Below are 25410 nucleotides of genomic sequence, written 5' to 3'. Positions count from 1 at the left end.
AATACCCCACTTTACTCCTGACAGGAGGCGACGGTGCCTGCCGCAAAGAACCATCCCGCCACGCCAAGCCCGGTGGCACCCCGCCGCAGTTTCCTGGCCTCCGGCCTGGGCGTCGCCCTGTTCTCGTCCGCCGTCTTCGGCACGTCGGGATCGTTCGGCAAGGCGCTCCTGGAAACGGGATGGTCCCCGGGCGCCGCCGTCACGGCACGCCTCACCGGCGCCGCGCTCATCCTGGCCATCCCGGCGGTCATCGCCCTGAAGGGCCGCTGGCACCAGCTGCGGGACAACTGGCTCACTATTGTGCTTTTTGGCCTGATCGGCGTGGCCGCGTGCCAGTTGTTCTATTTCAACGCGGTGGAGCGGCTTTCCGTCGGGGTCGCGCTGCTGCTCGAGTACCTTGCCCCGGTGATCATCGTCCTCTGGATCTGGGCAGCCAGCCGCAAGCGTCCGCGCGCGCTCACTTTCGGGGGAACCCTGCTGTCGCTGGCTGGCCTGGTGCTGGTCCTGGACCTCACCGGTGCCGTGAAGGTGGACCCGGTGGGGGTCCTCTGGGGTATGGCCGCAGCGGTCTGCCTGGCCATGTATTTCTTCATTACGGCCAAGGAAAATGACACCCTGCCGCCCTTGGTGCTGGCATCCGGCGGCCTGATGGTGGGCGCCGCCGTTATGTGGCTGGCCGGCGCCACCGGACTGTTGCCGATGGCGTTCAACACGGCGGACACCACACTCGGCCCCTGGGTGACCCCGTGGTGGGTTTCGCTGGCTGGATTGGTGGTCCTGGCAACAGTGCTGGCCTACGTCTCCGGAATCATGGCGGCCCGCGCATTGGGCTCCAAGGTGGCCTCGTTTGTCTCACTCACGGAGGTGCTGTTCGCCGTGATCTGGGCGTGGCTGCTGCTCGGCGAGCTGCCCGGTGCCATCCAGCTTGTGGGCGGTGTCCTCATCGTGGGCGGCGTCCTCCTGGTCCGGCTCGACGAACTCCGGGCTCCGGCCCCGCAACCCTCAGCCGGCCAGCCCTCGTCCAACGAGCCAGCGGCGAAGGCGGCCTCACCGCTCGAGCACGCGAACGACGTCGAACCCGTACCCTGAGTGCCCCGGCGTGCGCTGTCACCCGCGCATGGCCGTCCGGGGTAGCGGAGTTGGGCAGGTCCGCCGGCACCCGAACCGTGGTTAAACGGGGGAGGGCCCGGACACCTTGCGGTGCCCGGGCCCTCGCCGTTTACTAACAGGTTCCTGGTGACAGGACCTGCGCAGCCAGTGCTTAGCGGGAAGCCTGGTCCTGCTCTTCGGCGTTGCGCTTGGCCTTGTCGCCGGCTTCCTTCAGTGCTTCAGCAACCTTGGTCAGCATGGTGGTGTGCTGGCCCGACCATTCGTTGCGGAACTTCTCAGCGTCGGGGCCTTCCCAGTTGGTGCTGCTCAAAACCTTGGTGAGAGTGGACTTCTGCGTCTCAATCTCGGACGCACCTGCCTGAAGCTTGCTGCCCAGCTGACGAAGCTGCTGAACGTCTGCACCCCAAATAGCCATCAGTATCTCCTTGTTGGTAAGTGGATCCGAACCAGGTCGGCATCCCCAGCGGCCCCCCGGCTCATCCGGAAGATCCATTGCCTAAAACCTATCCCGGCCCTCAAAGGAGTGTCGATGGGCACCCCTGCCCATGCTGTCCTCCCCATGGACGGACCTCCTCAGCCTGCCGGTAAAGCAAGCCTCGAAGGGTCGATCTTAGGCGCTCCAGAGCCTAGCATGGGCCTATGTGCCGGAACATCCGAACCCTTCACAACTTCGAACCGCACGCCACCTCGGAGGAGGTGCACGCCGCCGCGCTGCAGTACGTGCGCAAGATCAGCGGAAGCACCAAACCGTCCAAGGCCAACCAGGACGCTTTCGATGACGCGGTCCACGAGATCGCCCACATCACCCAGCACCTCCTGGACGCGCTGGTGACGCAGGCGCCGCCGAAGGACCGCGACGAGGAAGCCGCCAAGGCCCGGGCGCGCGCCGCCGTCCGCTACGGCGCAGCCTGAGCCCGGGCTGCGTCGGCTGTAAAGAAGCCGCTACTTTCCGAAGCTCCGGAGCCGCAGCGAGTTGGCCACCACCAGCACCGAACTGGCGGCCATGGCTGCGCCCGCGATCATGGGGTTGAGCAGTCCGAGCGCGGCCACAGGGATCCCGACGGCGTTGTAGAAGAACGCCCAGAACAGGTTCGTCTTGATGGTGGCCAGGGTCCTGCGGGACAGCTCGATGGCCTGCGCCACCTGGGCAAGGTCGTTGCCCATCACCGTGAGGTCCGCAGCCTCGATGGCCACATCCGTTCCGGACCCCATCGCGATCCCCAGGTCCGCCTGCGCGAGGGCGGCGGCGTCGTTCACGCCGTCACCGGCCATGGCCACTGTTGCGCCCGCTGCCTGCAGCCTGCGCACGGCCTCCACCTTGCCTTCCGGCAGCACTCCCGCGAAGACATCGGCAGGGGGAATCCCGACGGCGGCAGCCACCTGGGCGGCCACGGCGGCGTTGTCTCCGGTCAGCAGGATGGGGCGCAGGCCGAGTTCCTTCAGGCGTGCCACCGCAGCGGCAGAGCCTTCCTTGACCGTGTCCCGAAGGCTGATGATTCCTGCGGGGACGCCATCCACCGCCACCCAGACGGCGGTGGCACCCGCCGCTTCTGCTTCCGCCAGTGCCTCCAGTTGCCCCGGGGAGGGCTCGATGCCGTTGTCGCGGAGCCAGCCGGACCGTCCGGCCAGGACCACCCGCCCCTCCACGGTTCCGGTGACGCCGCCGCCCGGTGCGGAACGGAAGCCCTCGACGCCGGGCAGGCGGCCGTCGTCGTGCGCGGCTTGGCCGGGGTGGGCCGGAGCGGTCCCTTGGGCCGCCGCCGCAATGGCGCGTGCCACGGGGTGTTCCGATGCCGCCTCCACCGACCCAGCAAGCCGCAGCACCTTCTGCCCATCGAAGGGGCTGAACGCGGTGGTGGAGCCCACCGCCAGTACACCGGTGGTCACGGTGCCCGTCTTGTCCAGCAGGATGGTGTCCACCGTGCGGGTATCTTCAAGGACCTGCGGCCCCTTGATGAGGATGCCCAGCTGGGCCCCGCGCCCGCTGCCCGTCAGCAGCCCCACCGGTGTGGCGAGGCCAAGGGCGCACGGGCACGCAATCACCAGCACCGCGACTGCGGCGGTGAATGCCTGGCGCAACCCGGCGCCGCCGGCGTCCGGACCGGCTGCCAGAAGCCACAGCAGGAACGTTGCCGCTGCAATGGCCAGCACCACCGGGACGAAAACGGCGCTGATGCGGTCCGCCAGGCGGGCAATGGGGGCCTTGCCGGTCTGCGCCTGCGAAACCAGGCGGGCCATCTGCGCAAGGGTGGTTTCGGCGCCCACGCGGGTTGCCCGGACCAGCAGCCTGCCCGAGGTGTTGATGGTGGCGCCGGTGACCTTGCTGTCGGGGCCCACCTCCACTGGCACGGACTCGCCGGTCACCAGTGAGGCGTCCACCGCTGAGGTCCCGTCGAGGACCACGCCGTCGGTGGCGATTTTCTCGCCCGGGCGGACCACCAGGACATCCCCCACCTGGAGCCGGTCCGCCGGAACCCGGTATTCCACCCCTTCGCGAAGGACTGCGGCGTCTTTGGCGCCCAGGTTGAGGAGGGCCTTGAGGGCATCCCCGGCCTTTTGCTTGGCATTGGCCTCCAGGTAGCGGCCCAGGAGCAGGAAAGTGGTAACCACTGCTGCCACTTCAAAGTAGAGGCCGCCCGCGTCCATGCCCTCCATGCCCGGGTGCTGGGTCATCCGCGGATCCGTTGCCAGCTGCCAGGCCGAGAACAGGTAGGCTGCCGTGACGCCGATGGAGACCAGTGTGTCCATGGTGGAGGCCAAGTGCCGGGCATTGACGGCCGCGGCGCGGTGAAACGGCCAGGCCGCCCACGTGACTACCGGCAGCGCGAGGGCTCCTGCCGCCCAGCCCCAATGTGGAAACTGGAACACCGGAACCATGGATACCAGGAACACGGGAACTGTGAGAATGGCTGCCAGGATCAGGCGTGGACGCAGCTGCGCGGCCGTGCCGCCGTGCGCCATGTGATGGTCAGCGCCACCCGCTTCCGGTCCGGCGGTATCCGCGGGGGCCGGCGGGGTGCGCACCGTGGCGGTGTAGCCGGCGGCGTTGACCGTGGCCACCAGCTGTTCGTCGGTGATTCCCTCTGGTGCCGTGACGTGGGCTGATTCCAGGGGGAGGTTGACCGAGGCCGCCACGCCCTCCAGTTTGCCGAGCTTCTTCTCCACCCGGTTGACGCAGGAAGCGCAGGTCATGCCCTCGATGTCCAGTTCCACCACGCGGATACCGGACGGTTGCAGCAGTTCCTGGTGGGTCATGCCGTCCTCTCAGGGTTGGTGCGGTGCGCGGGGATCCCTACGCTTCGTTGGCGACGACCAGGTAGCCGGCCTCGGCCACGGCTTCACCGATTTCGGAGGGTGACAGTTTGCCCGTGGAGGTGATGGTGACGGTGGAAATGCCGCCGGCGTTGAGGTCCACGTCCACGGCTTCGACGCCGCTGAGGGCTTCGAGCTCCTCACTGACGGCGGAAATGCAGTGGCCGCAGGTCATACCGGAGACGCTGACCTTCGTGGTGGTGGGGGAGGTGGTGCTCATGGCTGCTCCTTCGTAGCGCCCGGCGGGTGGCCGGGATGGGTGGTGGGTCTGGCGTGGAAAATTTTGACTGGCTCTCAGCGGAGCAGGCGGCCGATGGCTTCAGCAGCTTCCTTGACCTTGGCATCGATGGCCTCGGCGCGTGCTTCCGGGTCCGGCTCAGCAGCGGCGCCCACCACGCAGTGGCCGATGTGCTCTTCCACCAACCCCAGGCTGACGGCGTGCAGGGCCTTGGTGACGGCGGAAACCTGGGTGAGGATGTCGATGCAGTACTTGTCCTCGTCCACCATCCGCGCAATGCCCCGGACCTGGCCTTCAATGCGTTTGAGGCGGCGCAGGTAGGCGTCCTTGTTGGCTGTGTATCCGTGCTCCGGTGCGTGCTGCACCTGCTCCTGCGCTAATTCCGAGGGTGGCGCGGCTTCTGCTTGCTCAGTGGCGTCCATGGCTTCAACATATACCCCGTTGGGGTATCGGCACAAGTACCCCCAGGGGGTATCTGAAACTTCCGCTTTGGGCACAAAAAAGCTCCGGAGTGCGTTATTGGGGGATACGCACTCCGGAGCAGCTCTTGGGCAAGCCCGGCATCCACTCTCCGCGGAACCGGCCTGCTTGATTCAGCTTACTGTCTGGTAGGGAACTCCGCCACCACCCGGAATAACTACTTTCGCTTTATTTTATCGGGCCTTGTTTGACGCTCACATCGAGGCCCTTCAGACCCCTTACACCTTCCTCCGGCGCGTGCCTGCCAGTACATCAGCTGTCCTGGTGCGCCGGCATCCTGTAAGGAACCACCAGAACCGGCAGGCTCTGGTGGTGGCTGAGCCAGGCGCCCACCGAACCGTTGAGCGCCTCCGAAAGCCGGTGCGAGAATCCCCGCTCCGAGGTGCCCACCACGATCATGGGTGCGTTGGTTTCGGCGGCCAGCCGGGCCAGCGCCCGCGCGGGATCCCCGGCGAGCGTCCGCAGCGTCCACGCCACCGTTCCAATGCCGGCAGGGACCTTTTGCACAGCTGCCATAATGTCCGCCTTCAGCCCGGTGGTCAGGGCGCGGATGTCCTCGTCATCGGCGTCCGGATGGAGGGACAGCCGGTGGGCGGAGCGTGCAGGGTCCCATTCCACCAGGTAGCTGGCCTCGTCCACATAGGCGCAGACCAATGGCTGGCCCAGCCGGGCGGCCAGGTTGGCAGCTGTGAGGAGGACTTCCGGATGCTGCTTAGGCATGATGCCCACCAGCAGCGGGGCGGTGCCGCTGAACCGTTCCGATGTCATAGCCCATTGTCCGCCCGGGATGCGGCAGGTGAACAGATCCCGCCGGCCCTTGTCAGGGGACTGCGGGGGAGGCGGTCACCACCACGTTCTTCCCCCACGGATCCTGCGTGTAGCAGCTGATGAGGACCAGCCTGTTGGGGACGATGTCCCAGATGGGACTGTCCTTGAGGCTGGCCTTCACGTAAGTGGTCACGCTGTCCACCCGGTAGGGGATTGCTCCCGTGCCGGTCTCCACCGTGAACGTGTCGCCCACGTGGGCGGCTGAACTCAGGTGGTTGAAGGGGGCGTCCGCACCGTCCCAGCTGTGGCCGACGACGTACGTGGTGTTGGCGGAGTTGTTGCCGGGTGTTCCGTAGGGGGTGAGCCAGTAGGCGTCCTTGGTTTCCGGCGGAACGATGGTCCGGTTGGCAGCCGCGGCTGAATCAGGTTCCAGCGGGTGGACCGGGACGTCGAGATCGGCGGATGCGTAGCTGATGCGGACCGGTGCCGCCGCTTCCGGAAGTGCAGGCTGCGGTGCCGCCCGCACCGGTATCCCTGTGGCAGGCAAGCCAAGTGCCGGCGTCGTACTGGTGGACGCGGCAGCCGCTACGGGCGCGGGAGTGGCGGAAGGGACGGGTTCGGCGGTTGCCGGTGCGGCCGCCACGGCGTTGACGACGGCGGGAGGCGGGCCCTGCTCCAGGAGCGGGGCGCCGAACGTGATGCCCATGGCTGCTGTGATGCCGCACAGGAGGATCGCCAGGTCAGTGCGGTTCAGGCGACGCCACCGCCGCCCTGGCCGCGCGGCGCGGCGGCTGTTCTCCTCGGCCATGGCACTCCTCCGGTGGATCGCTGGTGATGGAAGGAAGGCGTCCCGCCGGGCACTGGCGGAACGCCTTCCTTGTCAGGGGCCGCAGCGCTGCGGCGTTGACGACGGCGTCAGCGGGCCATCGGGGAGGAAGCCGACCGGCGGCGGATGGCCACGGCAGCCCCGGCGGCAACCATTGCGCCGATGCCGCCCAGCCAGGCCGGTGAGGCCGGGTTGCCGCCGACGGCGGTCTGGGCGTTGTAGCCCTGGTTGGTTCCCCTGCTGACGGGCGCAGCGGCCACCGCTCCCGTTGCCTGCTGCACCTGGGTGGCTGCGGGCTGGGCGGGCACCACCGGAGTCACCGCTGCCGGAGGCGCCACTGCCGGCGCTGCGGCGGGCGGGACAACCGGCGTCACTGCCGGCGGGACGACGGCCGGCGGGTTGTTCACGGGTGGATTGACGACGGGTGGGTTGTCGACCGGGGGATTATCCACCGGAGGATTGTCGACCGGGGGGTTGTCGACTGGAGGATTATCCACCGGAGGATTGTCGACGGGCGGGTTGTCCACCGGCGGGTTGTCGACAGGAGGCGCCGCACAGCCGTTGTTGTAGATCGCCTGCCCGGCAGCGTCCCAGTTCTGCCCGTTCTTCAAGCCGTCGTTGGGCGGAATGATGTCCTTGCCGTGCTTGCCATGCCCGTTCAGGGATGGGACCGCAACCCAGTTCACCGTGTAGTGATTGGCGTTGGAGCCCGAGCCTGCATGGCAGATGATGACCTTGTCGTCGTCGCTCCAGCCGCGGTCGGCCACTGCAGGGGCAGCGACGACGAGTGCCGCCAGGCCCACGGCGCCGAGTGTTCCAATGGTGCGTTTCATTGTTCTCTCCCCAATTTTTGGCGTGAAACGGACCATGGTGGGGAAGGCCAGCGGTGGCGCCCGTATGCCCCAGCGGCACGGTCAGCTTGCTTGAGTTTTCAGGCTAGGGCGGCGCCCGGGGCAGGTCCTCAGTAGGGTGTACTCGTCTTTTCCGGACCTGCCGGCCGCCAGGTTACTTGCCGGTACCCGATCTGTGCCCGCAACTACCTGTGGGGGAGCGCGGAGCCTTGTCCCGGAATTCGCCCGCGCCTAACGTTGATTTCGTAGAAAGGCAGGTGGATCTGGCATGGAAATCTTCATGTGGTGGCTGGACCTGGACCTGGACAGCAAGGAGTGGCTCCGCGAGAACCTTCGGACCGGTGAACTGCCCTTGCCGGTGCTTCAGGGCATCGCCGAAGCCGGCGGACCGCACCCGGACAACCCTGCTGCCGTGCTGACGGCCGCCGACTGGGACTTCATCGAAACGCAGTCCGAGTTCGTCGATTAGGGCCGCCGGCGGGGCGGGCCCTCTTTTTCCCGTGCGCCCAAACCGTTGCGGCCTGCACACGGCGGTGGTTGCATGGTGGGCATGGCAACCGCAGAGAACTTTGTCTTAGCGATCGGGACCAAGAAAGGCCTGTGGCTGGCCACCAGCCAGGACAGGCGCGAATGGTCCTTCACCGGCCCCCACTTCCTGATGGCGGAGATTCCCAGCGTCGGGATCGATACCAGGGGCGGCCGCACCCGGATCATGGTGGGAGTCCGCAGCGAACACTGGGGACCCACCGTGGCCCACTCGGACGACCTGGGCGCAACCTGGTCCGAACCCGAACAGGGGGCCATCAGGTTCCCCGAGGACACCGGAGCCGCCGTGGAACGGGTCTGGCAGATCTACCCGGACGCCGAGTCCCGGCCGGGCGTGGTGTGGGCGGGGGCGGAACCCATCTCCGTGTGGAAATCCACCGACGGCGGTGAACACTTCGAATTGAACCGCGGCCTCTGGGACCATCCGCACCGCAGCGACTGGGGCGCCGGCTACGGTGGCGCGGCAGCACACTCCATCGTGGTGGATCCCGCCGGGGACACGGTCCACGTCGCCATGAGCACCGGCGGCGTTTACCGATCGCTCGACGGCGGCACCTCCTGGGAGCCCCGCAACAAGGGTATTTCGGCGTACTTCATGCCGGACCCCAACCCCGAGTTCGGCCAGTGTGTCCACAAGATCGCGGCTGATTCCGCTGTGGAAGGCCGCCTGTACGCGCAGAACCATCACGGTGTGTACCGCACGGACGACAATGCGGACACCTGGACGTCGATCGCCGACGGCCTGCCCGCGGACTTCGGGTTCGTCATGCTCACGCACCCCCGCCGGGAAGGAACGGCCTGGGTGGTTCCGCTGAAAGCCGACGGCGAACGCATCCCTCCGGACGGGGACCTTGCAGTGCACCGGACGGACGACGCCGGAAGCTCGTGGAAGCGGCTCAGCACCGGCCTGCCAGGCAAGGAGTACAACAGTGTGCTGCGGGACGCCGCGTCGGTGGATACCGCAGAACCGGCAGGGGTGTACTTCGGCACCCGCGGCGGGACGGTGTACGCCAGCGCCGACGAGGGGGAGACGTTCTCAGAGGTGATCGCGCACCTCCCCGACGTCCTGTGTGTCCGGGCGGCTGTGGTGGCCGGTGCCTGACATTACGGTGGTGCTGCCCAGCGTCCTCCAGCCCCTGGCCGGCGGGCAGTCCGTACTGACTGCGCCCGCCGACGGGCCGGTGACAGTGGGGCAGCTCCTCGATTCGGTCACTGCCGGGTTCGCTGTGCTCGCCCGGCGGCTCCGGGATGAAACAGGTGCGCTGCGCCGCTTCGTGAACGTCTACGTGGACGGTGACGAGGTACGGCGCTTGCGGGGGCTGGATACCGAGGTGTCTCCGGGCCAGGAGGTGCTGGTGATCCAGTCGGTGGCCGGCGGCTGACGGTTAGCGCCGTGGCTTCGGGCAGTCCTTACTGACTGCGCCCGAGGCCGCGCCACTGGTGTGCCGCCGTCGTGCGTCAAGAAACGGGTCAGGCCACGCGCCAGACCGTGCATTCGTCTGTATTGATGGCTTTGCGGAGGCCCGTGATCCGGTCCATGATCCAGACGACGCCGATTCCTGGCGCTGTTTCCTGGACGCTGCCGCGGCGGATCACCACATCGTCGTAGGAGGGCCCCACGGACAGCCGGGCTTCGATTTCGTCGCCGCGGTGGAGCTGGTCCAGGGTGCGGACTCTGGTTACATGCGTGGTCGCCTTCTTCAACATCCGGGCCTCCTGGCTGGAGCTGGTGCCGGCTCTTGCCTGCATTCACCAGTGTGGGCTGCGAATGTTGCGTGCCCGTTTCCCCGCGGTTAGCTGCCGGTTAGTTCTTGGCGCCGGACCTGTAAATGTCCGGGCCGCGCCTATGGTGGTGCCATGGAGATTCTGCAGGGGATCTGGGCCGTGGTGCTCGGGGCGGCGTCCCTGGCGCCCCTGGCGACGTTCGGCGTCGTCCTCGTTGCCTACCTGGCATACCGGCAACGGGACCGCGCGGACCGGCGGGACCAATGGTGGAAACGGGCACAGTGGGCCATTGATGCTGCCTTGGACGGCCGTGACCCGCAGCGCAGGCTCGCGGGACTGAAGGTGCTGGTCCAGCTCATCGGCAGCGACCTGGCAACGGCGGAGGATGCCGACCTGATGAGCGCCCTGGCCGTGGGAATCCGGGAGGAAGAAGGCAGCGGCCGGCAAGGGGCGGCCGTCCCGCCGCCGGTCCAGGGACTGATCGTGGCTGAGGCTGAGCGGCTGATTAAGGCCGCAGGGGCCAAAGGCCGTCCCTGACCCCGGGCGTTTTAGGCCGCTTCGCGGTTGCGGTAGGTGGCCAGGAACGTCGAAATCCGGCGGACCGCTTCCTCGATGTCCAGGACGGACGGGAGGATCACGAACCGGAAGTGGTCCGGCGTGGGCCAGTTGAAGGCCGTGCCGTGGGACACCAGGATTTTCTGGTCCTTGAGCAGGTCGATGACGAACTGCTCGTCGCTGGCGATGGGGTAGAGCTCCGGGTCCAGGCGCGGGAACAGGTACATGGCCCCCGCCGCGGGGACGCAGGTGATGCCCGGGATGGCGGTCAGCAGCTTGTAGGCGAGATCGCGCTGTTCGCGGAGCCGGCCGCCCGGCCGCACCAGGGCTTCGATGCTTTGGTATCCGCCCAGGCAGGTCTGGATGGCGTGCTGGGCGGGGACGTTGGGGCACAGCCGCAGGGACGCGAGCAGTTCCAGGCCTTCCCGGTAGGCGGCGGTTGCTGCGAGGGGTCCGGTGACCGCCACCCAGCCGGCCCGGTAGCCGGGCATCCGGTAGGCCTTGGAGAGCCCGCTGAAGGTCAGGCAGCACACGTCCTCGGCCACGGCTGCGGTGTGGATGTGCACGGCATCCCCGTAGAGGACCTTCTCGTAGATCTCGTCGGAGAACAGGACCAGGTTGTGCTTGCGGGCAAGGTCGGCGAACTGCTCCAGGATGCGGCGCGGGTAGACGGCGCCGGTGGGGTTGTTCGGGTTGATGATCACGATGCCCTTGGTGCGGCTGGTGATCCTGGCTTCGACGTCGGCCATGTTGGGCCACCAGTTATCGTCCTCGTCGCAAAGGTAGTGAACCGGTGTGCCGCCGGTCAGCGTCACGGCTGCGGTCCAAAGCGGGTAGTCCGGTGCGGGCACCAGGATCTCGTCGCCGTTCTCCATGAACGCCTGCAGGCACATGGAAATCAGCTCGCTGACGCCGTTGCCGATGAAGATGTCCTCCACGCCAATGTTCATGAGGCCGCGGGTCTGGTAGTACTGCGAGATCGCTGTCCGGGCGGAGAAGATTCCCTTCGAATCGCTGTACCCCTGGGCGCCCCGCAGGTGGTGGATCATGTCCACCACCACGGACTCGGGAGTCTCCAGGCCGAACGGCGCAGTGTCGCCGAGGTTCATCTTCAGGATCCGGTGCCCCTCGGCCTCCATGTTCTTGGCTGCCTGGAGGATGGGTCCGCGGAGTTCATACCGGACGTTCTGGAGTTTGCTGGAGTGTTGCATGGCGCGCATGGTTGATTTTTTCACAAAGCACGACGACGGGAGTCCGGTTCGCGGGCGAGTCCCCGCCCGGGCCGGTGCGCGCGCAGGAGAAGTCCCGTGCCGCCGTCGAACGTGGTGGTGTGAAACCGCGCGGCGCGGGCCACTTCGACGAAGCCCCACGCGCTGTGCAGGCCGATCGATGCGGTGTTTCCGGCGTTGACCACGTACCAGGCGTCCGGGGTGCGGTCCCAGATCCAGTGGAGCCGGGCCGCCGTGAGGGCGGCCCCCACGCCGTGCCGGCGCTGCGGCGGCCGGACGGTCACGCCGCCAAGGTAGTGGCCGGCGGGTGCGGGGCCGTCCGGATAGTCCCAGTAGTGGGTTTTGCCCCAGCCCACCACCTCGCCCCCGGATTCCGCGACCACGACGAGCCGGTTTGGGTCTGACAGGGCAGCGGCCAGTGACGCCAATGTTGAAGGATTCCGGCCGCTTTGCCGGTCGGTGTCGAGGATGCCGGGCAGGTCCCCCTCTTCCGCTGGACGCACCGTAGCCATCCTTAACGTCTACCCTTCCGGGCCGGTCTGTGTCGAGGACGTGGCTTGCGATACACGGCGGGACATACTTGACCGATAAGTTTGGTACTTGTAATACCGCTGGGACTGCGCCGTGCAGGAACGCGGGACGGGAAAGGAAGTATCCCTATGGGCGGCGTGCTGGTGGGGCTGGCCGTGATCGGTGCGGTGATTGCCGTGGGCTATCTGGCCGCGCGGTGCGGACTGGGTGACGAACACACGGTCTCGGCGCTGACGAAGATCGCTTTCTTCATCACCAATCCGGTGCTCCTCTTTACCGTGGTGCTGGAATCTGACATCTCGGTGGTGTTCTCCGCCTACGTCCCGCTGGCCTTGCTCACGGCCACCATCACCGCGCTGCTGTACGTTGCCGCCAGCCGCATTTGGTTCCGCCGCCCTATGGCTGACACGGCCGTGGGCGCCATGGCCAGTTCCTACGTCAACGCCAACAACATCGGCATCCCCATCACCCTGTACGCCCTGGGCGACGCCACGCCGGTGGCCCCGGTGCTGCTGGTCCAGCTGCTCCTGCTGGCGCCCCTGGTCCTGACCGTCCTGGACCTCTCCGCTGCGGGCCGCTTCTCCCCGCGGCTGATGCTGACGCAACCCTTCCGGAACCCGATGATCATTGCCACCCTGCTCGGAGCCGTCCTGGCCGCCTTCCACGTGAAGTTGCCCGAACCGGTCATGGCACCTTTGACGCTGCTGGGCGGTGCGGCGGTGCCGGTGGTGCTGCTGGCCTTCGGGATGTCCCTCCGCGGCACGCGGATGCTCCGAAGCGGCGGGCACACGGCCGAAATCCTCACCGCCACCGCGCTGAAGTCCGCGGTGATGCCGGCGGTGGCCTACGTCGTCGGCCGCTTCCTTTTCAACCTGGAACCGCACATGCTCCTGGGCGTGGTGCTCATGGCCGCACTCCCGCCGGCCCAGAATGTGTTCCTCTTCGCCAGCAGATACGGCCGGGGCATGGCGGTGGCGCGGGAGACTATCCTCATTTCGACGGCGGCGGCCGCCCCGGTCCTGGTCCTGATCGTCTGGCTCCTGGCCGGCTGAGTCCGCTGAATCCGGCGAAGGCCGCGCCGCGCCGGGCGTCCCTGGGGTACCGCCCCCGCCACCTGCCGGGCAAGAATGGGCACATGGAACTTCCCGTGATGCCGCCCGTCCCGCCCATGCTTGCCAAGGCCGTCAGCGGCATCGACGGCATTCCGAAAGGCGGGGACCTCAGCTACGAACCCAAATGGGACGGATTCCGGTCCATCATCTTCCGCGACGGGAACGAGCTCGAGATCGGCAGCCGCAACGAAAAACCGATGACCCGCTACTTCCCCGAACTCGTGACCGCACTCAAGGAGAACCTCCCGGAGCGGTGCGTGGTGGACGGTGAGATCATCCTGGTTGGTGCCTCCGGTGACCGCCTGGACTTCGACACCCTGCAGCAGCGCATCCATCCCGCCGCCAGCCGGGTGAAACTCCTGGCCGAGCAGACCCCCGCCTCCTTCGTTGCCTTCGACCTGCTGGCTCTGGACGGTGAAGACTACACCGGCAGGCCCTTCGCCGAACGCCGGGCCGCCCTGGAAAAGGCGCTCGCGGCCAGCAAGGCCCCGGTCCACCTCACCGCCGCCACCAGGGACAAGGGCACGGCGGGCCAGTGGTTCGAGCAGTTTGAAGGTGCCGGGCTGGACGGCTTGGTGGCCAAGCGCCTGGACGGGACGTATGAGCCGGACAAGCGCACGATGTTCAAGATCAAACACGAGCGCACCGCCGACTGCGTAGTGGCCGGCTACCGGCTGCACAAGAGCGGCCCGGATGTCATCGGGTCACTGCTCCTGGGCCTGTACAAGGACGACGGCGGCCTGGCCAGCGTGGGCGTGATCGGCGCCTTCCCGATGAAGCGCCGGCAGGAACTCTTCCAGGAAGTGCAGCCGCTGGTGACCGACTTCGACAACCATCCATGGGCCTGGGCAAAACAGGAGGAAGGGGAACGGACACCCCGCAACGCCGAGGGCAGCCGCTGGAGCGCCGGCAAGGACCTGTCCTTCGTGCCGCTCCGGCCCGAACTGGTGGTGGAGGTCCGCTACGACCACATGGAAGGCGAGAGGTTCCGCCACACCGCCCAGTTCAACCGCTGGCGGCCGGACCGGGACCCGGAGTCCTGCACGTACGCGCAGCTGGAGGAGCCGGTGAACTTCGATCTGGCGTCCGTGCTGGACACCGGCCGGGGGTAATTCCTTGCGGCCGTCGTGCAGTCCTGCCCAGTTGCCGGCACCCCAACGCCGCCGGTGGCATGGAAAAGCCCGCCACCTCCGGGTTTTCCGGAAGATGGCGGGCTTTGTCCGGTCAAGTAACCGGGAAGGAATGTACGCGCTGGGCGCCTACTTGAGGCCGAGCTGCTTGGTGGGGATCCTGTAGGACTCCTTGGCCGTCATGGCCGAAACAGCAGCGATGACGCAGATGACAGCGGTGAAGATGCTGATCTGCACCCAGCCGCCGGGCTTGATGCCACCCATCGCGGCCACGATGGCCGGGGCGAACCCTGCCATCAGGAAGCCCAGCTGGGTGCCGATGGCCAGGCCGGAGAAGCGGACCTTGGTGCTGAACATTTCGGCGTAGAAGGACGGCCATACGGCGTTGGCGGCGGCGTAACCGCAGGAGAACATGCCGATCGCGGCCAGGAACATCAGCGGGACGTTGCCGGATTCCAGGCTCAGCAGGAACAGCGGGGTGAGCACCGCACTGGCCAGGGCACCGTAGATGTAGACGGGCTTGCGGCCGATCTTGTCTGCCAGCATGCCGAACAGCGGCTGGGTGCCCAGTGCCACCAGGTTGGCGCCCACTACGAGCCACAGGGTGGTGGTGCCGTCCACGCCGGCCACGGTCTTGGCGTAGCTGATGGCGAGGGTGCCGAACACGGTGGACACGGCGGCGATGAAGGCGCAGCAGATCACGCGGAGCACATCGCGCCAGTGGCCCTTGAGGAGGTCGGCCACGGGAAGCTTGGAGATCTGCGCGGACTTCTGGGCTTCGGCGAAGGCGGGCGGCTCGTGCAGGGTGCGCCGGATGAAGAACGCCACCACAACCACCACTGCGCTGAGCCAGAACGGGATGCGCCAGCCGATGCCGTACTTGATCTCGTCCGGCAGGGCCAGGACGGGGATGAACACCAGGGCCGCGAGGATCTGGCCTCCCTGCGTGCCGGTCAGGGTCCAGGACGTGAAGAAGGACCGGCGGTTGTCCGGGGCGTGCTCCAGGGTCATGGAGGAAGCGCCGGCCTGCTCACCGGCGGCGGAGAGGCCCTGGCAGAGGCGGGCCAGCACCAGCAGTGCGGGAGCCCACCACCCCACGGTGTTGAAGTCCGGCAGGCAGCCGATGAGGAAGGTGGACGCACCCATCAGGACGAGGGTGAACATCAGGACTTTCTGCCGGCCCACCCGGTCGCCGAAGTGGCCCAGGATGACGGCGCCCACCGGCCGCGCAACGTACGCGAAGCCGAAGGTGGCGAAGGACATGATGGCCGCGTTGGCGTCAGCGCTGGGGAAGAAGACTGTGGGGAAGATCAGTGCGGCCGCCGAGCCGAAGATGAAGAAGTCGTAGTATTCGACGGCGCTGCCCAGGAAGCTGGCGAGTGCGGCTTTCTTGGGGGTGCCGGCATGCGTGGCGGTGCCCGCTCCGGCGGAAGGAAGTGTCTGGCTCATGGAGTTCCTTTGTGTGACGACATTGTCGCGGATGGTTCAGGAGTCGCAGCCGCCGCGGCCTGGGTGCGGGCGGGGCGCGATGCGGCTGGAGTCCTTTCAAGACCCGAGCGAGTAGCCACATGGTGAGAGCTACTTGTGCGATACAGCAATGATGGCTGTGAGGGGTGTCACTTGTCAAGAAAATAATCACCATCTAGAAATAGCTCTCACATTGTGGCAACATCGACGTATGAGTGTGAATCAAGCCACAATGGCCGATGATGTCCAGGGTGATCCGACGGGCGAGGATAGCCCTGCCGGCGCCCCGGACATGCAGGGCGAATCCCCGGACGCGGCCAAGGGTGCGGGCAGGAAAAGTGCCGAGCGGACCGACATGGTGGGCAAGGCCCTTGGCTTGCTGGTGCTCCTGGGCGATGAGCCGCGCGGTGCCAGTGCGGCAGAGATTTCGCGGCGCGCGGAGCTGCCCTTCAGCACCACTTACCGGCTCCTCGGTTCGCTCGCCCGTGACGGGTTCGTGGACTATGAGCCGGATGGCCGGCGCTACCACCTGGGCCTGCGGATCTTCCAGCTGGGCCAGCGCGTTTCCAACCATCATGGTTTCGCCGGAGCCGCAATGCCGGTCCTTCGCCGGGTCACGGAACAGACCGGCGAGGCCACCATCCTCAGCGTCCGGGACGGCCATCACCACCTGACGGTCAATAAGGTGGACGGCCCGCAGATGTTCCGGGTGACCAGCGACCCCGGCCACCTGGGCTCGCTGTCCGCCACCGCCGTCGGCAAGGCGCTGGTGGCCTTTGCCGAGGACGCCGAGCGCGAAAAGCTCCTCGCGGAGCTGCCGCTCGAGCCGCTGACGGAAAAGTCCATCACGGACCGCGATGACTTCCGCCGGGAGATCGACCAGGTGCGCCGCCAGGGCTACGCCGTGATGGACGAGGAAAACGAGATCGGCATGCGTGCCGTCGCGGTCCCGCTGCTCAACAGTCAGGGGCACGCCTTTGCGTCGCTGGCGACGGCGGCTCCGGTCTTTCGGATGACCCTGGACGAGCTGAAGGCGCACGTATCACTCCTGCAGGATGCTGCGGCCGAGCTGGCCGCGCGGCTTCCGCAAAGGTAGACCCGCGCCACTAGTGTTCGCTAGTCGAACACTAGTGCGCAGAATGAACAATTGCTGTACTGTAATCCCTGTCACCGGCGTGCCGTCCCGCGGCCCGGTGCCGTTACCAAAGGAGCTGCACGGATGAGCCTACGAACTGAGTCCTACCTGGTGGGACTGGTTGGAGATGGCGTGACGCCATCGCTCACCCCGCCCATGCACGAACGGGAAGGTGACGTGCAGGGCCTGCGCTACCTGTACCGCCCCATTGACCTCCTCGAACTTGGCCTGGCGGGGGACTCTGTGGGCGAGGTCCTCCGCAGCGCCCGCACGCTGGGCTTCAACGGCCTGAATATCACGCATCCCTGCAAGCAGCTGGTCCTGCAGCACCTGGACGAGGTGAGCCCCGATGCCCGCCGGCTCGGCGCCGTCAACACCGTGGTCATCCGGGACGGCCGCTTCATCGGCCACAACACCGACTTTTCCGGCTTCGCCGCAGCCCTCGCCTCGGGTCTCCCGGGCGCCCGGCTGGACCGCGTGGTGCAGCTCGGCGCGGGAGGTGCCGGGTCCGCCGTCGCGTACGCCCTGCTCAGCGCGGGCGTGACAGTGCTGGACCTGGTGGACATGGATCCCGAACGGGCGGCCGCGCGGGCCGCGGAACTGTCCGGCTTCTTCCCGGACAGCACCGTCACGGCGCGCACCACGGCGGAGCTGCCGCAGCTCATGCCGCTGGCCGGTGGCCTGGTGCACTGCACCCCGGTAGGCATGGCCGCGCACCCAGGCGTTCCGCTGGACCTCGAGCTGCTCGAACCCCGGCACTGGGTTGCCGACATTGTCTACCGGCCCATCGAGACCGAGCTGGTCCGCGGCGCCCGCGCCAAGGGCTGCGACGTGCTGGACGGCGGCCGCATGGCCGTGGGCCAGGCCGCCGACGCTTTCCGGATCTTCACCGGCCTCGACGCCGACCCGGAGCGGATGCGCAGCCACTTCCTTGAGCTTGTGGCTGCCGAGGTGGCCGCCTGATGCGTACGGGTATCGCCACCGTCTGCCTTTCCGGCACCTTGAAGGAAAAGATGCAGGCCTGCGCCATCGCGGGCTTCGACGGCATCGAAATCTTCGAACAGGACCTTGTCACTTCTCCGCTCAGCCCGGAAGACGTCCGGAAAATGGCTGCAGACCTGGGGCTCGGCCTGGACCTTTACCAGCCTTTCCGGGATTTCGACGGCGTCACCCCGGACCTGCTCAAGGCCAACCTCAGGCGCGCCGAGGCCAAGTTCAAGCTCATGTCCCGCCTGGGCATGCACACCGTCCTGGTGTGCTCCAACGTTGCCACCGCCACCATCGACGACGACGGCGTCCGCGCCGAACAGCTGGCCCAGCTTGCCGGACTGGCCGGGGACCACGGCATCAAGGTGGCCTACGAGGCGCTGGCCTGGGGCAAGTACGTCAACGACTACGAACACGCCTACCGCCTGGTGGAGATGGTGGACCACCCCAACCTGGGCACCTGCCTGGACTCCTTCCACATCCTGTCCCGCGACTGGGATACCGCACCGATCGAGCAGATCAACGCGGAGAAGATCTTCTTTGTCCAGGTGGCGGATGCCCCCAAACTGTCCATGGACGTCCTGTCCTGGAGCCGCCACTACCGGGTCTTTCCGGGCGAAGGGCAGTTTGAGCTCGCTAAGTTCATGGGCCACGTGGTCCGCGCCGGCTACACCGGGCCGGTGTCACTGGAGGTCTTCAACGACGTCTTCCGGCAGTCCGATGTGGAGCGCACGGCCGTCGATGCGATGCGCTCGCTCATCTGGCTGGAGGAACAGAGCGCCAAGTGGCTCGCCGACAACGCCGGGAACGGCATGGACGGTGCGGCGGGCGGCGCCGGGCTCCGGCGTCGTTATCCCATGGAACTGGCCACGCTCCCCAAAGTGAACGAACCCGCGGGCTTCAACTTCGCCGAGGTGAAGGCGGACGACACCGCACAGCTGGAGAAGCTCCTGGGCCAGCTCGGCTTCGGCTTCGAGGGCCGGCACCGCACCAAGGATGTCCAGCTGTGGACCATGGGGCAGGCCCGGGTCATCATCAACGAGCAGGCGGCCTCGCACGCCGAGCCCTCCATCGCGGCCCTGGGGTTCGACGTCGATTCCCCAGTGATTGCCTCAGCCCGTGCACAGCAGCTCAAGGCACCGGTGGTGGCCCGCAAGGTCCAGGCCGACGAGGAAGTCTTCCAGGGCATCTCCGCCCCGGACTCCACCGAGATCTTCCTCTGCCAGGGCAGCCCGGACGGCACTGCCGCGTGGACCCACGAGTTCGGGGAAGGGCTCGAGCACGCACGTTCCGCGCAGAATGCGGTGATCGACCACGTGAACCTGGCCCAGCCGTGGCAGCACTTCGACGAGGCCGTGCTCTTCTACACCAGCGCCCTCGCCCTGGAACCGCAGCCCTTCGCCGAGGTCCCCAGCCCCAGCGGCCTGGTCCGCTCCCAGGTCATGGAAACGGCCGACGGCGCGGTCCGGCTGGTGCTGAACCTCGCCCCGGTGCAGCAGGCCCACGGCCCGAAGACCTACCAGGAACACATCGCCTTCGCGGTGGACGACCTTGTGGCGGCGGCACGGGCAGCCCGGGCCCGCGGCCTGGACTTCCTGCAGATCCCCGCCAACTACTACGAGGACCTGGACGCCCGGTTCGACCTCGCCCCCGGCTTCCTGGCCACACTCCGGGAGCTCAACCTCCTGTACGACCGGGACGCGGACGGCGAATTCCTTCATTTCTATACAGCCACCGTGGGCAGCGTGTTCTTCGAAATGGTGGAACGCCGCGGAGCCTACAGCGGCTACGGCGCCCCGAATGCGCCCGTCCGCCACGCCGTCCAGTACGACTCACTGCACCGCTGACCATCCAACGCACCAGAGAACACCCCCAGAAAGGAGCCGGACGTGCCGGAAGAGACCAACGCCCAGCCTGAATCGGACGAATCCGTACCGCCCGCCGAGCCGAAGGCGGCCCACCTGCCGCTGGACAAGGCCATCGAGACCCAGGCCGACCTCAGCGCCGAGATCAGCTCCATCGGCGAGGCCTACCGGCGCGCGCTCAAGGACGGTGCGCAGCCGGAGGTCCAGCCGCGCCTGGACTACCCGCCGTACCGGAGCAGCATCCTGCGCCACCCCACCAAGAGCCTGCACCACACGGACCCGGAAACCATTGAGCTGTACTCGCCGGCGTTCGGGCACCAGGACGTGCACGCGCTGGAATCGGACCTGACCATCCAGCACAACGGTGAACCCCAGGGTGAGCGGATCATCGTGGCCGGCCGCGTCCTGGACGGCGACGGCCGCCCCGTGGCCGGGCAGCTCGTGGAAATCTGGCAGGCTAACGCCTCCGGCCGCTACATCCACAAGCGGGACCAGCACCCGGCACCCATCGACCCCAACTTCACGGGAATCGGCCGCTGCATCACCGGCCCGGACGGCTCCTACCGCTTCACCACCATCAAGCCCGGCGCGTACCCGTGGAAGAACCACCTGAACGCCTGGCGCCCGGCACACATCCACTTCTCGCTGTTCGGCACCGAATTCACGCAGCGCATCATCACCCAGATGTACTTCCCCGGTGACCAGCTCTTCCCGCTGGACCCCATCTACCAGACCATCGTGGACCAGGACGCCCGCGACCGGCTGGTGGCCAGCTACGACCACAGCCTCACCGAACCCGAGTGGGCCCTGGGCTACAACTGGGACATCGTACTGACCGGGGCCAAGCGGACCTGGACCGAAAACGAGGCACTGGGTGCCGCCGGCGACGACGACAACGAATAGGCAGAGGACCACGCACATGAGCAACTCCACCAAACTCGTTCCCACCCCCGGCCAGACGGTAGGCCCGTTCTACGGTTACGCGCTCCCGTACGAGAAGGACAATGAGCTGCTGGCCCCCGGTTCGCCTGGCTCCATCCGCCTGCAGGGCACAGTGTACGACGGCGCCGGCCAGGCCATCCCGGACGCCATCCTGGAAATCTGGCAGCCTGACTCTGACGGCAACGTGGTCCACCGCACCGGCTCACTGGTCCGTGACGGCTACACGTTTACCGGCTGGGGCCGCGGCGCCGTGGGCAACTCCGGCGTCTACACCTTCACCACCGTGAACCCCGGCCCCACCAAGCCCGGCTCGGCCCCGTTCATTTCGGTGGCCATCTTTGCCCGCGGCCTGACCAACCGCCTCTTCACCCGCATCTACCTTCCGGAGGACACCGAGGCCCTGGCCAACGACCCCCTGCTCAGTTCGCTGGATCCGGAGCGCCGCAGTACGCTGATCGCCCGCCGCGACCCCGATGGCGGCCTCACCTGGGATGTCCGACTCCAGGGTGAGGGCGAGACGGTTTTCCTGGACTTCCAGTGACGCATCCCGCCCCCGGAGACCTGCACCCCTTCGCGGACGGAGGCGACGCCGGCCTGCTCAGTCCCGTCTCGGCGTCGCCCCTCGTGGCGGCGCTCACCGGCGACCGTGCCGTGCTGGCGGCTATCCTCGCCGTCGAATCCGGTTGGGCCGCCGTGCTGGAACACGCCGGCCTGGCACCTGCCGGGTCCGCCGCCGTCGTAGCCTCCGCTGCCGAGGCCGGGCGCTACGACGTGGCGGACATCGCCCGGCGGGCCCAAGGCGGCGCCAACCCGGTGATCCCGCTGCTGGCTGACCTCCGGAAGAACGTCGCGGCGCTGGACACCGCCGGGATTGGGGCCGGGAAAGCCGTGCACACCTCGCTGACCAGCCAGGACGTGCTGGACACGGCCCTGATGCTGCTGGCCAGGAACGCGGCCCACGCCGTGCTCGCGGATGTGAAAGCTACAACGACGGCGCTCGCCGCCTTGGCGGGGCAGCATGCGGAAACGCTGTGCGTGGGCAGGAGCCTGACGCAGCATTCGCTTCCCTTCACCTTCGGGCTGCGGGCTGCGCAGTGGTTCCAGGGTGTGGCCGCTGCAGGCCGGCAACTGGAAAACCTGGACTTCCCTGTCCAGTTCGGTGGTGCGGCGGGAACGCTCGCTGCCGGGACAGTGCTGACGGACGGTACCTCCGCCACCCCGTTCACCCTTGCCGATGCGCTGGCGGCCCAGCTGGGCCTGGCTCCGGCCCCGGCTCCGTGGCACACCAACCGCGTGGCCATCACATCCCTGGGCCATGCGCTGGCCTCCGTACTGGATGCTTTCGGCAAGATCGGCGCCGACGTCCTGTTCCTGAGCCGGCCCGAGGTGGCTGAGCTCGGAGAACCGCGTGCGGCCGGACGGGGAGTGTCCTCCGCCATGCCGCAGAAACAGAACCCTGTGCTGTCCGTCCTGGCCCGCAGCGCCGCCCTGCAGGCACCCCATTTGGCCGCCCAGCTGCATGTGGCGGCCGCCAACTTCAATGACGAACGCCCGGACGGCGCCTGGCACACCGAGTGGCCGGCCCTGCGCCAGCTGCTGGCCCTGGCCCTCGGCGCCGCTGGCCACATCCGCGAACTCGCCGAAGGCCTCCGGGTGTTTCCGGACGCCATGCGCCGCAACCTTGACCTCTCCGGCCCGCTGCTGCTGGCCGAGGGCGTCGCCGCCGCAGTGGCACCCCTGCTCGGAGACCAGGACGGCCGCAGCGGCAAGCAGCAGCTGCAGGACGTGGTGGACCGGACCCTCCAGGCGTCGCCCGCCGAGCAGGCCGGCACCTACCGCAAGCTGTTCCGCGAGGCCGACCCCGCCGTCGTCGTTACCGATGCCCGGCTGGAGGAACTCCTGGACCCCGCCAACTACTTGGGCCAGGCGGCGGAAATCTCCCGCCGCATCCTGGCGGCCTACCCCGAATTTGCTACCCCTACCGACGCGAATGGAGCTCCCCGTGGCTAAGCCGGCACTGAAGGCAGCGCTGCTGTCCCCCCAACGACCCCTGGGCGAGCACCCCCTTCTGTTGGTGGGCCCGTCCCTGGGTACCTCCTCCATCCTCTGGAACAGAACCGCATCCCTGCTTGGCACTGACTACGACGTGGTGGCCTGGGACCTGCCCGGCCACGGCGTTTCGCCAGCAGCGACCGAAGCGTTCGACGTTGCAGCCCTCGCGGACTCCGTGGTGGACCTGGCCGACTCCGTTGCCCCGGGTGAAAACTTCCACTACGCCGGGGTCTCCCTGGGCGGTGCGGTGGGCCTGCAGCTGGGCATCAAGCACGGAGCACGGCTGAAAAGCCTGTCCGTGCAGAACAGCGGTGCCAAAATCGGAACCCCTGAAGGCTGGCTGGAACGCGCCGAAACCGTCCGGACCCAGGGCACGCCGGTGATGATCCAGGGCTCCGCCGAGCGCTGGTTCGCCCCCGGATTTATGGACAGCCAGCCGGAACTGAGCAGCCGCCTCCTGCACGCCCTGCGCGATGCCGACCGGTTCAGCTACGCGTTCTGCTGCGAAGCGCTGGCGGCGTTCGATGTCCGGTCCGAACTCGGCAGCATCCGGGTTCCCACCCAGGTGATCGCCGGTGCCCTAGACGGCGTCGCCACGCCTGCGATGGCCGATGACGTGGCCGCAGGAATCACCGGCGGCGGCGGAACCGCCACGGCCGTCACGCTCGAAGGCACCGCCCACCTGGCCCCCGCCGAAGCTCCCGCCCACGTGGCCGAGCTGATGCGCGGGCTGATCAGCTGGGCCGAATCACAGGTGGCAGCAAAGTGAGCGGCCCCGGACAGCCTGATCCGGCGCGCAACGGCGTGGTCCAGCCCGGTGCCACCAGCCAGGACATTTACGACGGCGGCATGGCCGTCCGGCGCGAAGTCCTCAGCGACGAGCACGTGGACCGGGCCAACGCCGCCAAGGACGGGTTCACCGAGGACTTCCAGGACATGATCACCCGCATCGCGTGGGGTGGCATCTGGACCCGGCCCGGCCTGACCCGGCAGATGCGATCCGCCGTCACCATTACCGCCATGGTGGCCCACGGCCACTGGGAGGAACTGGCGATGCACATCCGGGCGGCCCTCCGGAACGGCCTCAGCCGGGACGAGATCAAGGAAATCCTGCTGCAGACCGCTATCTACTGCGGCGTCCCGTCCGCCAACACGGCCTTCAAAACCGCACAGCAGGTCTTCCACGAAGTGGACAACGCTGACATCGATACCACCCACGTGGACGACTGACTCCCAAAACCACGCCCCCAAACTAGGTAGCGCAAAGTGCCGTTTTGGACCCTCATAACGGCACTTACTGCTACTTAGTTGGGTCCCCAGAGAACCAGAGGAAATGATGAACCAGGCTTTTGTGTACGACGCGGTGCGCACTCCGTTCGGTAAGTTCGGCTCCGGCCTTGCCGGGGTGCGTCCGGATGATTTGGCCGCTCACGTGATCAGGGAGTCGGTGCAGCGCGTGCCGGGCCTTGATCCGGAGCGGATTGACGAGGTGGTGTTCGGGAACGCGAACGGCGCCGGCGAGGAGAACCGCAACATTGCCCGGATGGGTACGCTGCTGGCGGGCTTGCCGGTCTCGATTCCCGGGACCACGGTGAACCGTTTGTGCGGGTCTTCGCTGGACGCGGCGATCATTGCGTCGCGGCAGGTCAACGCCGGCGACGCCGATCTGGTCCTGGTGGGTGGTGCTGAGTCGATGTCCCGCGCGCCGTGGGTGTTGCCGAAGACGGAGAAGCCGTACCCGGCCGGGGATATGACGCTGGCGTCCACGACGCTGGGCTGGCGGCTGGTGAACAAGACGATGCCGAAGGAGTGGACCATCTCCCTGGGCGAGGCCACCGAGCGTTTGCGCGAGAAGTACGGGGTGACCCGGGAGGCGCAGGATGAGTTTGCTGCGAACTCGCACAACCTCTCCGCAGCTGCGTGGGATGAGGGGTTCTACGACAACCTGGTCACCCCGGTCCCGGGCACGGACCTGGTCCGTGACGAGGGCATCCGTGCCGGTTCGTCCGCGGAGAAGCTCGCCGGCCTGAAGACGGTGTTCCGTGCCGAGGACGGGACGGTGACGGCGGGGAACGCTTCGCCGTTGTCCGACGGCGCCTCCGCGGCCTGGGTGGGCAGTGAAGCTGCCGCGGGGCTGCTGGGCCTGGACCCGCTGGCTCGCATCGCCGGCCGCGGTGCGCATGGCAACGATCCCCAGTTCTTTGGGTACGCACCGGTGGAGGCGGCGAACAAGGCCCTCGCGAAGGCGGGGATCGGCTGGGACCAGGTGGGCGCCGTCGAACTTAACGAAGCGTTCGCCGCGCAGTCCTTGGCCTGCATCAACGCCTGGGGCATCGACCCGGGAATCGTGAATGCCCATGGCGGGGCGATCGCGATGGGCCACCCGCTGGGTGCGTCCGGGACCCGGATCCTGGGCACCCTTGCCCGGTCCCTGCAGGCCTCCGGGGAGCGCTGGGGTGTCGCGGCGATCTGCATCGGCGTGGGCCAGGGACTTGCCGTGGTCCTCGAAAACGTCACTGCTTCCGGTAACAACGCAGGAAAGGCTTAAG

At 67.5% G+C, this 25410-nt stretch carries 28 protein-coding genes; 17 read left to right on the top strand and 11 right to left on the bottom strand.

Going from position 1 to position 25410, the window contains the following annotated elements:
* Positions 1–33 precede the first annotated feature (33 nt).
* Entirely contained in the window at positions 34–1089 is a 1056-nt protein-coding gene (locus ACFV4R_RS10190; protein WP_377202417.1) for a DMT family transporter, read from the top strand.
* Between the two features lie 172 nt (positions 1090–1261).
* On the opposite strand, the gene ACFV4R_RS10185 is transcribed toward ACFV4R_RS10190, so the two are convergent.
* On the bottom strand, positions 1262–1525 hold the full coding sequence (locus ACFV4R_RS10185; RefSeq protein WP_015939021.1) for a WXG100 family type VII secretion target: 264 nt from the start codon (positions 1523–1525) through the stop codon (positions 1262–1264).
* 224 nt (positions 1526–1749) lie between these two features.
* Between ACFV4R_RS10185 and ACFV4R_RS10180 the strand changes: the two genes are divergently transcribed.
* On the top strand, positions 1750–2022 hold the full coding sequence (locus tag ACFV4R_RS10180) for a DUF2277 domain-containing protein (protein WP_015939020.1): 273 nt from the start codon (positions 1750–1752) through the stop codon (positions 2020–2022).
* Positions 2023–2052: 30 nt separating this feature from the next.
* Here the strand turns inward: ACFV4R_RS10180 and ACFV4R_RS10175 are convergent, their stop codons facing one another.
* The 6 genes from ACFV4R_RS10175 to ACFV4R_RS10150 form a co-directional block, all read right to left on the bottom strand.
* Entirely contained in the window at positions 2053–4365 is a 2313-nt protein-coding gene (locus tag ACFV4R_RS10175; protein WP_377202416.1) for a heavy metal translocating P-type ATPase, read from the bottom strand.
* 37 nt (positions 4366–4402) lie between these two features.
* On the bottom strand, positions 4403–4642 hold the full coding sequence (locus tag ACFV4R_RS10170; protein ID WP_091716853.1) for a heavy-metal-associated domain-containing protein: 240 nt from the start codon (positions 4640–4642) through the stop codon (positions 4403–4405).
* A gap of 74 nt (positions 4643–4716) precedes the next feature.
* Complete coding sequence (locus tag ACFV4R_RS10165; RefSeq protein WP_377202415.1) at positions 4717–5082, bottom strand: metal-sensitive transcriptional regulator; 366 nt, start codon at positions 5080–5082, stop codon at positions 4717–4719.
* A gap of 310 nt (positions 5083–5392) precedes the next feature.
* Positions 5393–5908 carry a universal stress protein gene (locus ACFV4R_RS10160; RefSeq protein ID WP_377202414.1) on the bottom strand — a complete coding sequence of 172 codons (516 nt, stop codon included), beginning with the start codon at positions 5906–5908 and terminating at the stop codon, positions 5393–5395.
* Between the two features lie 52 nt (positions 5909–5960).
* Positions 5961–6716, bottom strand: a complete 756-nt coding sequence (locus ACFV4R_RS10155; RefSeq protein ID WP_377202413.1) for a class F sortase — start codon at positions 6714–6716, stop codon at positions 5961–5963.
* A gap of 107 nt (positions 6717–6823) precedes the next feature.
* Positions 6824–7567 (bottom strand): hypothetical protein, encoded by a 744-nt coding sequence (locus ACFV4R_RS10150; protein ID WP_377202412.1) that lies wholly within the window; start codon positions 7565–7567, stop codon positions 6824–6826.
* A gap of 286 nt (positions 7568–7853) precedes the next feature.
* Between ACFV4R_RS10150 and ACFV4R_RS10145 the strand changes: the two genes are divergently transcribed.
* From ACFV4R_RS10145 to ACFV4R_RS10135, 3 genes are all read left to right on the top strand, one after another.
* Complete coding sequence (locus ACFV4R_RS10145) at positions 7854–8054, top strand: hypothetical protein (protein ID WP_056080394.1); 201 nt, start codon at positions 7854–7856, stop codon at positions 8052–8054.
* A 72-nt stretch (positions 8055–8126) separates the two neighbouring features.
* Positions 8127–9233, top strand: a complete 1107-nt coding sequence (locus tag ACFV4R_RS10140) for an exo-alpha-sialidase (RefSeq protein WP_377202411.1) — start codon at positions 8127–8129, stop codon at positions 9231–9233.
* On the top strand, positions 9226–9513 hold the full coding sequence (locus tag ACFV4R_RS10135; protein ID WP_377202410.1) for a MoaD/ThiS family protein: 288 nt from the start codon (positions 9226–9228) through the stop codon (positions 9511–9513). The genes ACFV4R_RS10140 and ACFV4R_RS10135 overlap by 8 nt, the downstream gene beginning before the upstream one ends.
* An 88-nt stretch (positions 9514–9601) precedes the next feature.
* Here the strand turns inward: ACFV4R_RS10135 and ACFV4R_RS10130 are convergent, their stop codons facing one another.
* Entirely contained in the window at positions 9602–9838 is a 237-nt protein-coding gene (locus tag ACFV4R_RS10130; RefSeq protein WP_015939010.1) for a hypothetical protein, read from the bottom strand.
* Positions 9839–9988: 150 nt separating this feature from the next.
* On the opposite strand from ACFV4R_RS10130, the gene ACFV4R_RS10125 reads away from it, so the two are divergent.
* Positions 9989–10393: a hypothetical protein gene (locus ACFV4R_RS10125; RefSeq protein ID WP_377202409.1), complete on the top strand. Its 405-nt coding sequence runs from the start codon at positions 9989–9991 to the stop codon at positions 10391–10393.
* 11 nt (positions 10394–10404) lie between these two features.
* Here the strand turns inward: ACFV4R_RS10125 and ACFV4R_RS10120 are convergent, their stop codons facing one another.
* Both ACFV4R_RS10120 and ACFV4R_RS10115 read right to left on the bottom strand, forming a co-directional pair.
* Positions 10405–11631 (bottom strand): pyridoxal phosphate-dependent aminotransferase, encoded by a 1227-nt coding sequence (locus ACFV4R_RS10120; protein WP_377202408.1) that lies wholly within the window; start codon positions 11629–11631, stop codon positions 10405–10407.
* 11 nt (positions 11632–11642) lie between these two features.
* Positions 11643–12152, bottom strand: coding sequence for a GNAT family N-acetyltransferase (locus ACFV4R_RS10115; RefSeq protein ID WP_377202407.1), 510 nt, complete (start codon positions 12150–12152; stop codon positions 11643–11645).
* Between the two features lie 147 nt (positions 12153–12299).
* On the opposite strand from ACFV4R_RS10115, the gene ACFV4R_RS10110 reads away from it, so the two are divergent.
* Positions 12300–13223 carry an AEC family transporter gene (locus ACFV4R_RS10110; RefSeq protein WP_377202406.1) on the top strand — a complete coding sequence of 308 codons (924 nt, stop codon included), beginning with the start codon at positions 12300–12302 and terminating at the stop codon, positions 13221–13223.
* Between the two features lie 83 nt (positions 13224–13306).
* Positions 13307–14395: an ATP-dependent DNA ligase gene (locus ACFV4R_RS10105; RefSeq protein WP_377202405.1), complete on the top strand. Its 1089-nt coding sequence runs from the start codon at positions 13307–13309 to the stop codon at positions 14393–14395.
* A gap of 147 nt (positions 14396–14542) precedes the next feature.
* Here ACFV4R_RS10105 and ACFV4R_RS10100 read toward each other — a convergent pair whose 3' ends face one another.
* A complete protein-coding gene (locus tag ACFV4R_RS10100; RefSeq protein ID WP_377202404.1) occupies positions 14543–15862 on the bottom strand; it encodes an MFS transporter in 1320 nt (439 codons plus the stop codon).
* Between the two features lie 310 nt (positions 15863–16172).
* Between ACFV4R_RS10100 and ACFV4R_RS10095 the strand changes: the two genes are divergently transcribed.
* From ACFV4R_RS10095 to ACFV4R_RS10055, 9 genes are all read left to right on the top strand, one after another.
* Positions 16173–16976 (top strand): IclR family transcriptional regulator, encoded by an 804-nt coding sequence (locus ACFV4R_RS10095; protein WP_377202496.1) that lies wholly within the window; start codon positions 16173–16175, stop codon positions 16974–16976.
* A 123-nt stretch (positions 16977–17099) separates the two neighbouring features.
* Entirely contained in the window at positions 17100–17978 is an 879-nt protein-coding gene (locus ACFV4R_RS10090; protein WP_377202403.1) for a shikimate dehydrogenase, read from the top strand.
* Positions 17978–19849, top strand: a complete 1872-nt coding sequence (locus ACFV4R_RS10085; protein ID WP_377202402.1) for a bifunctional sugar phosphate isomerase/epimerase/4-hydroxyphenylpyruvate dioxygenase family protein — start codon at positions 17978–17980, stop codon at positions 19847–19849. Before ACFV4R_RS10090 ends, ACFV4R_RS10085 begins: the two co-directional genes overlap by 1 nt.
* 42 nt (positions 19850–19891) lie before the next feature.
* Positions 19892–20770 (top strand): protocatechuate 3,4-dioxygenase subunit beta, encoded by an 879-nt coding sequence (gene pcaH, locus ACFV4R_RS10080; protein ID WP_377202401.1) that lies wholly within the window; start codon positions 19892–19894, stop codon positions 20768–20770.
* A gap of 16 nt (positions 20771–20786) precedes the next feature.
* Positions 20787–21350 carry a protocatechuate 3,4-dioxygenase subunit alpha gene (gene pcaG, locus ACFV4R_RS10075; protein ID WP_377202400.1) on the top strand — a complete coding sequence of 188 codons (564 nt, stop codon included), beginning with the start codon at positions 20787–20789 and terminating at the stop codon, positions 21348–21350.
* Complete coding sequence (locus ACFV4R_RS10070) at positions 21347–22819, top strand: lyase family protein (protein WP_377202399.1); 1473 nt, start codon at positions 21347–21349, stop codon at positions 22817–22819. The genes pcaG and ACFV4R_RS10070 overlap by 4 nt, the downstream gene beginning before the upstream one ends.
* Positions 22812–23630: an alpha/beta fold hydrolase gene (locus tag ACFV4R_RS10065; protein WP_377202398.1), complete on the top strand. Its 819-nt coding sequence runs from the start codon at positions 22812–22814 to the stop codon at positions 23628–23630. The genes ACFV4R_RS10070 and ACFV4R_RS10065 overlap by 8 nt, the downstream gene beginning before the upstream one ends.
* Positions 23627–24091, top strand: coding sequence for a 4-carboxymuconolactone decarboxylase (gene pcaC / locus ACFV4R_RS10060; protein WP_377202397.1), 465 nt, complete (start codon positions 23627–23629; stop codon positions 24089–24091). Before ACFV4R_RS10065 ends, pcaC begins: the two co-directional genes overlap by 4 nt.
* A 106-nt stretch (positions 24092–24197) precedes the next feature.
* Complete coding sequence (locus ACFV4R_RS10055) at positions 24198–25409, top strand: thiolase family protein (RefSeq protein WP_377202396.1); 1212 nt, start codon at positions 24198–24200, stop codon at positions 25407–25409.
* Position 25410 lies beyond the last annotated feature (1 nt).

Origin of the sequence: Pseudarthrobacter sp. NPDC059871 (assembly GCF_042731175.1) — a bacterium.
GTDB lineage: Bacteria > Actinomycetota > Actinomycetes > Actinomycetales > Micrococcaceae > Arthrobacter.
This window is presented reverse-complemented; position numbering and strand designations above follow the sequence as displayed.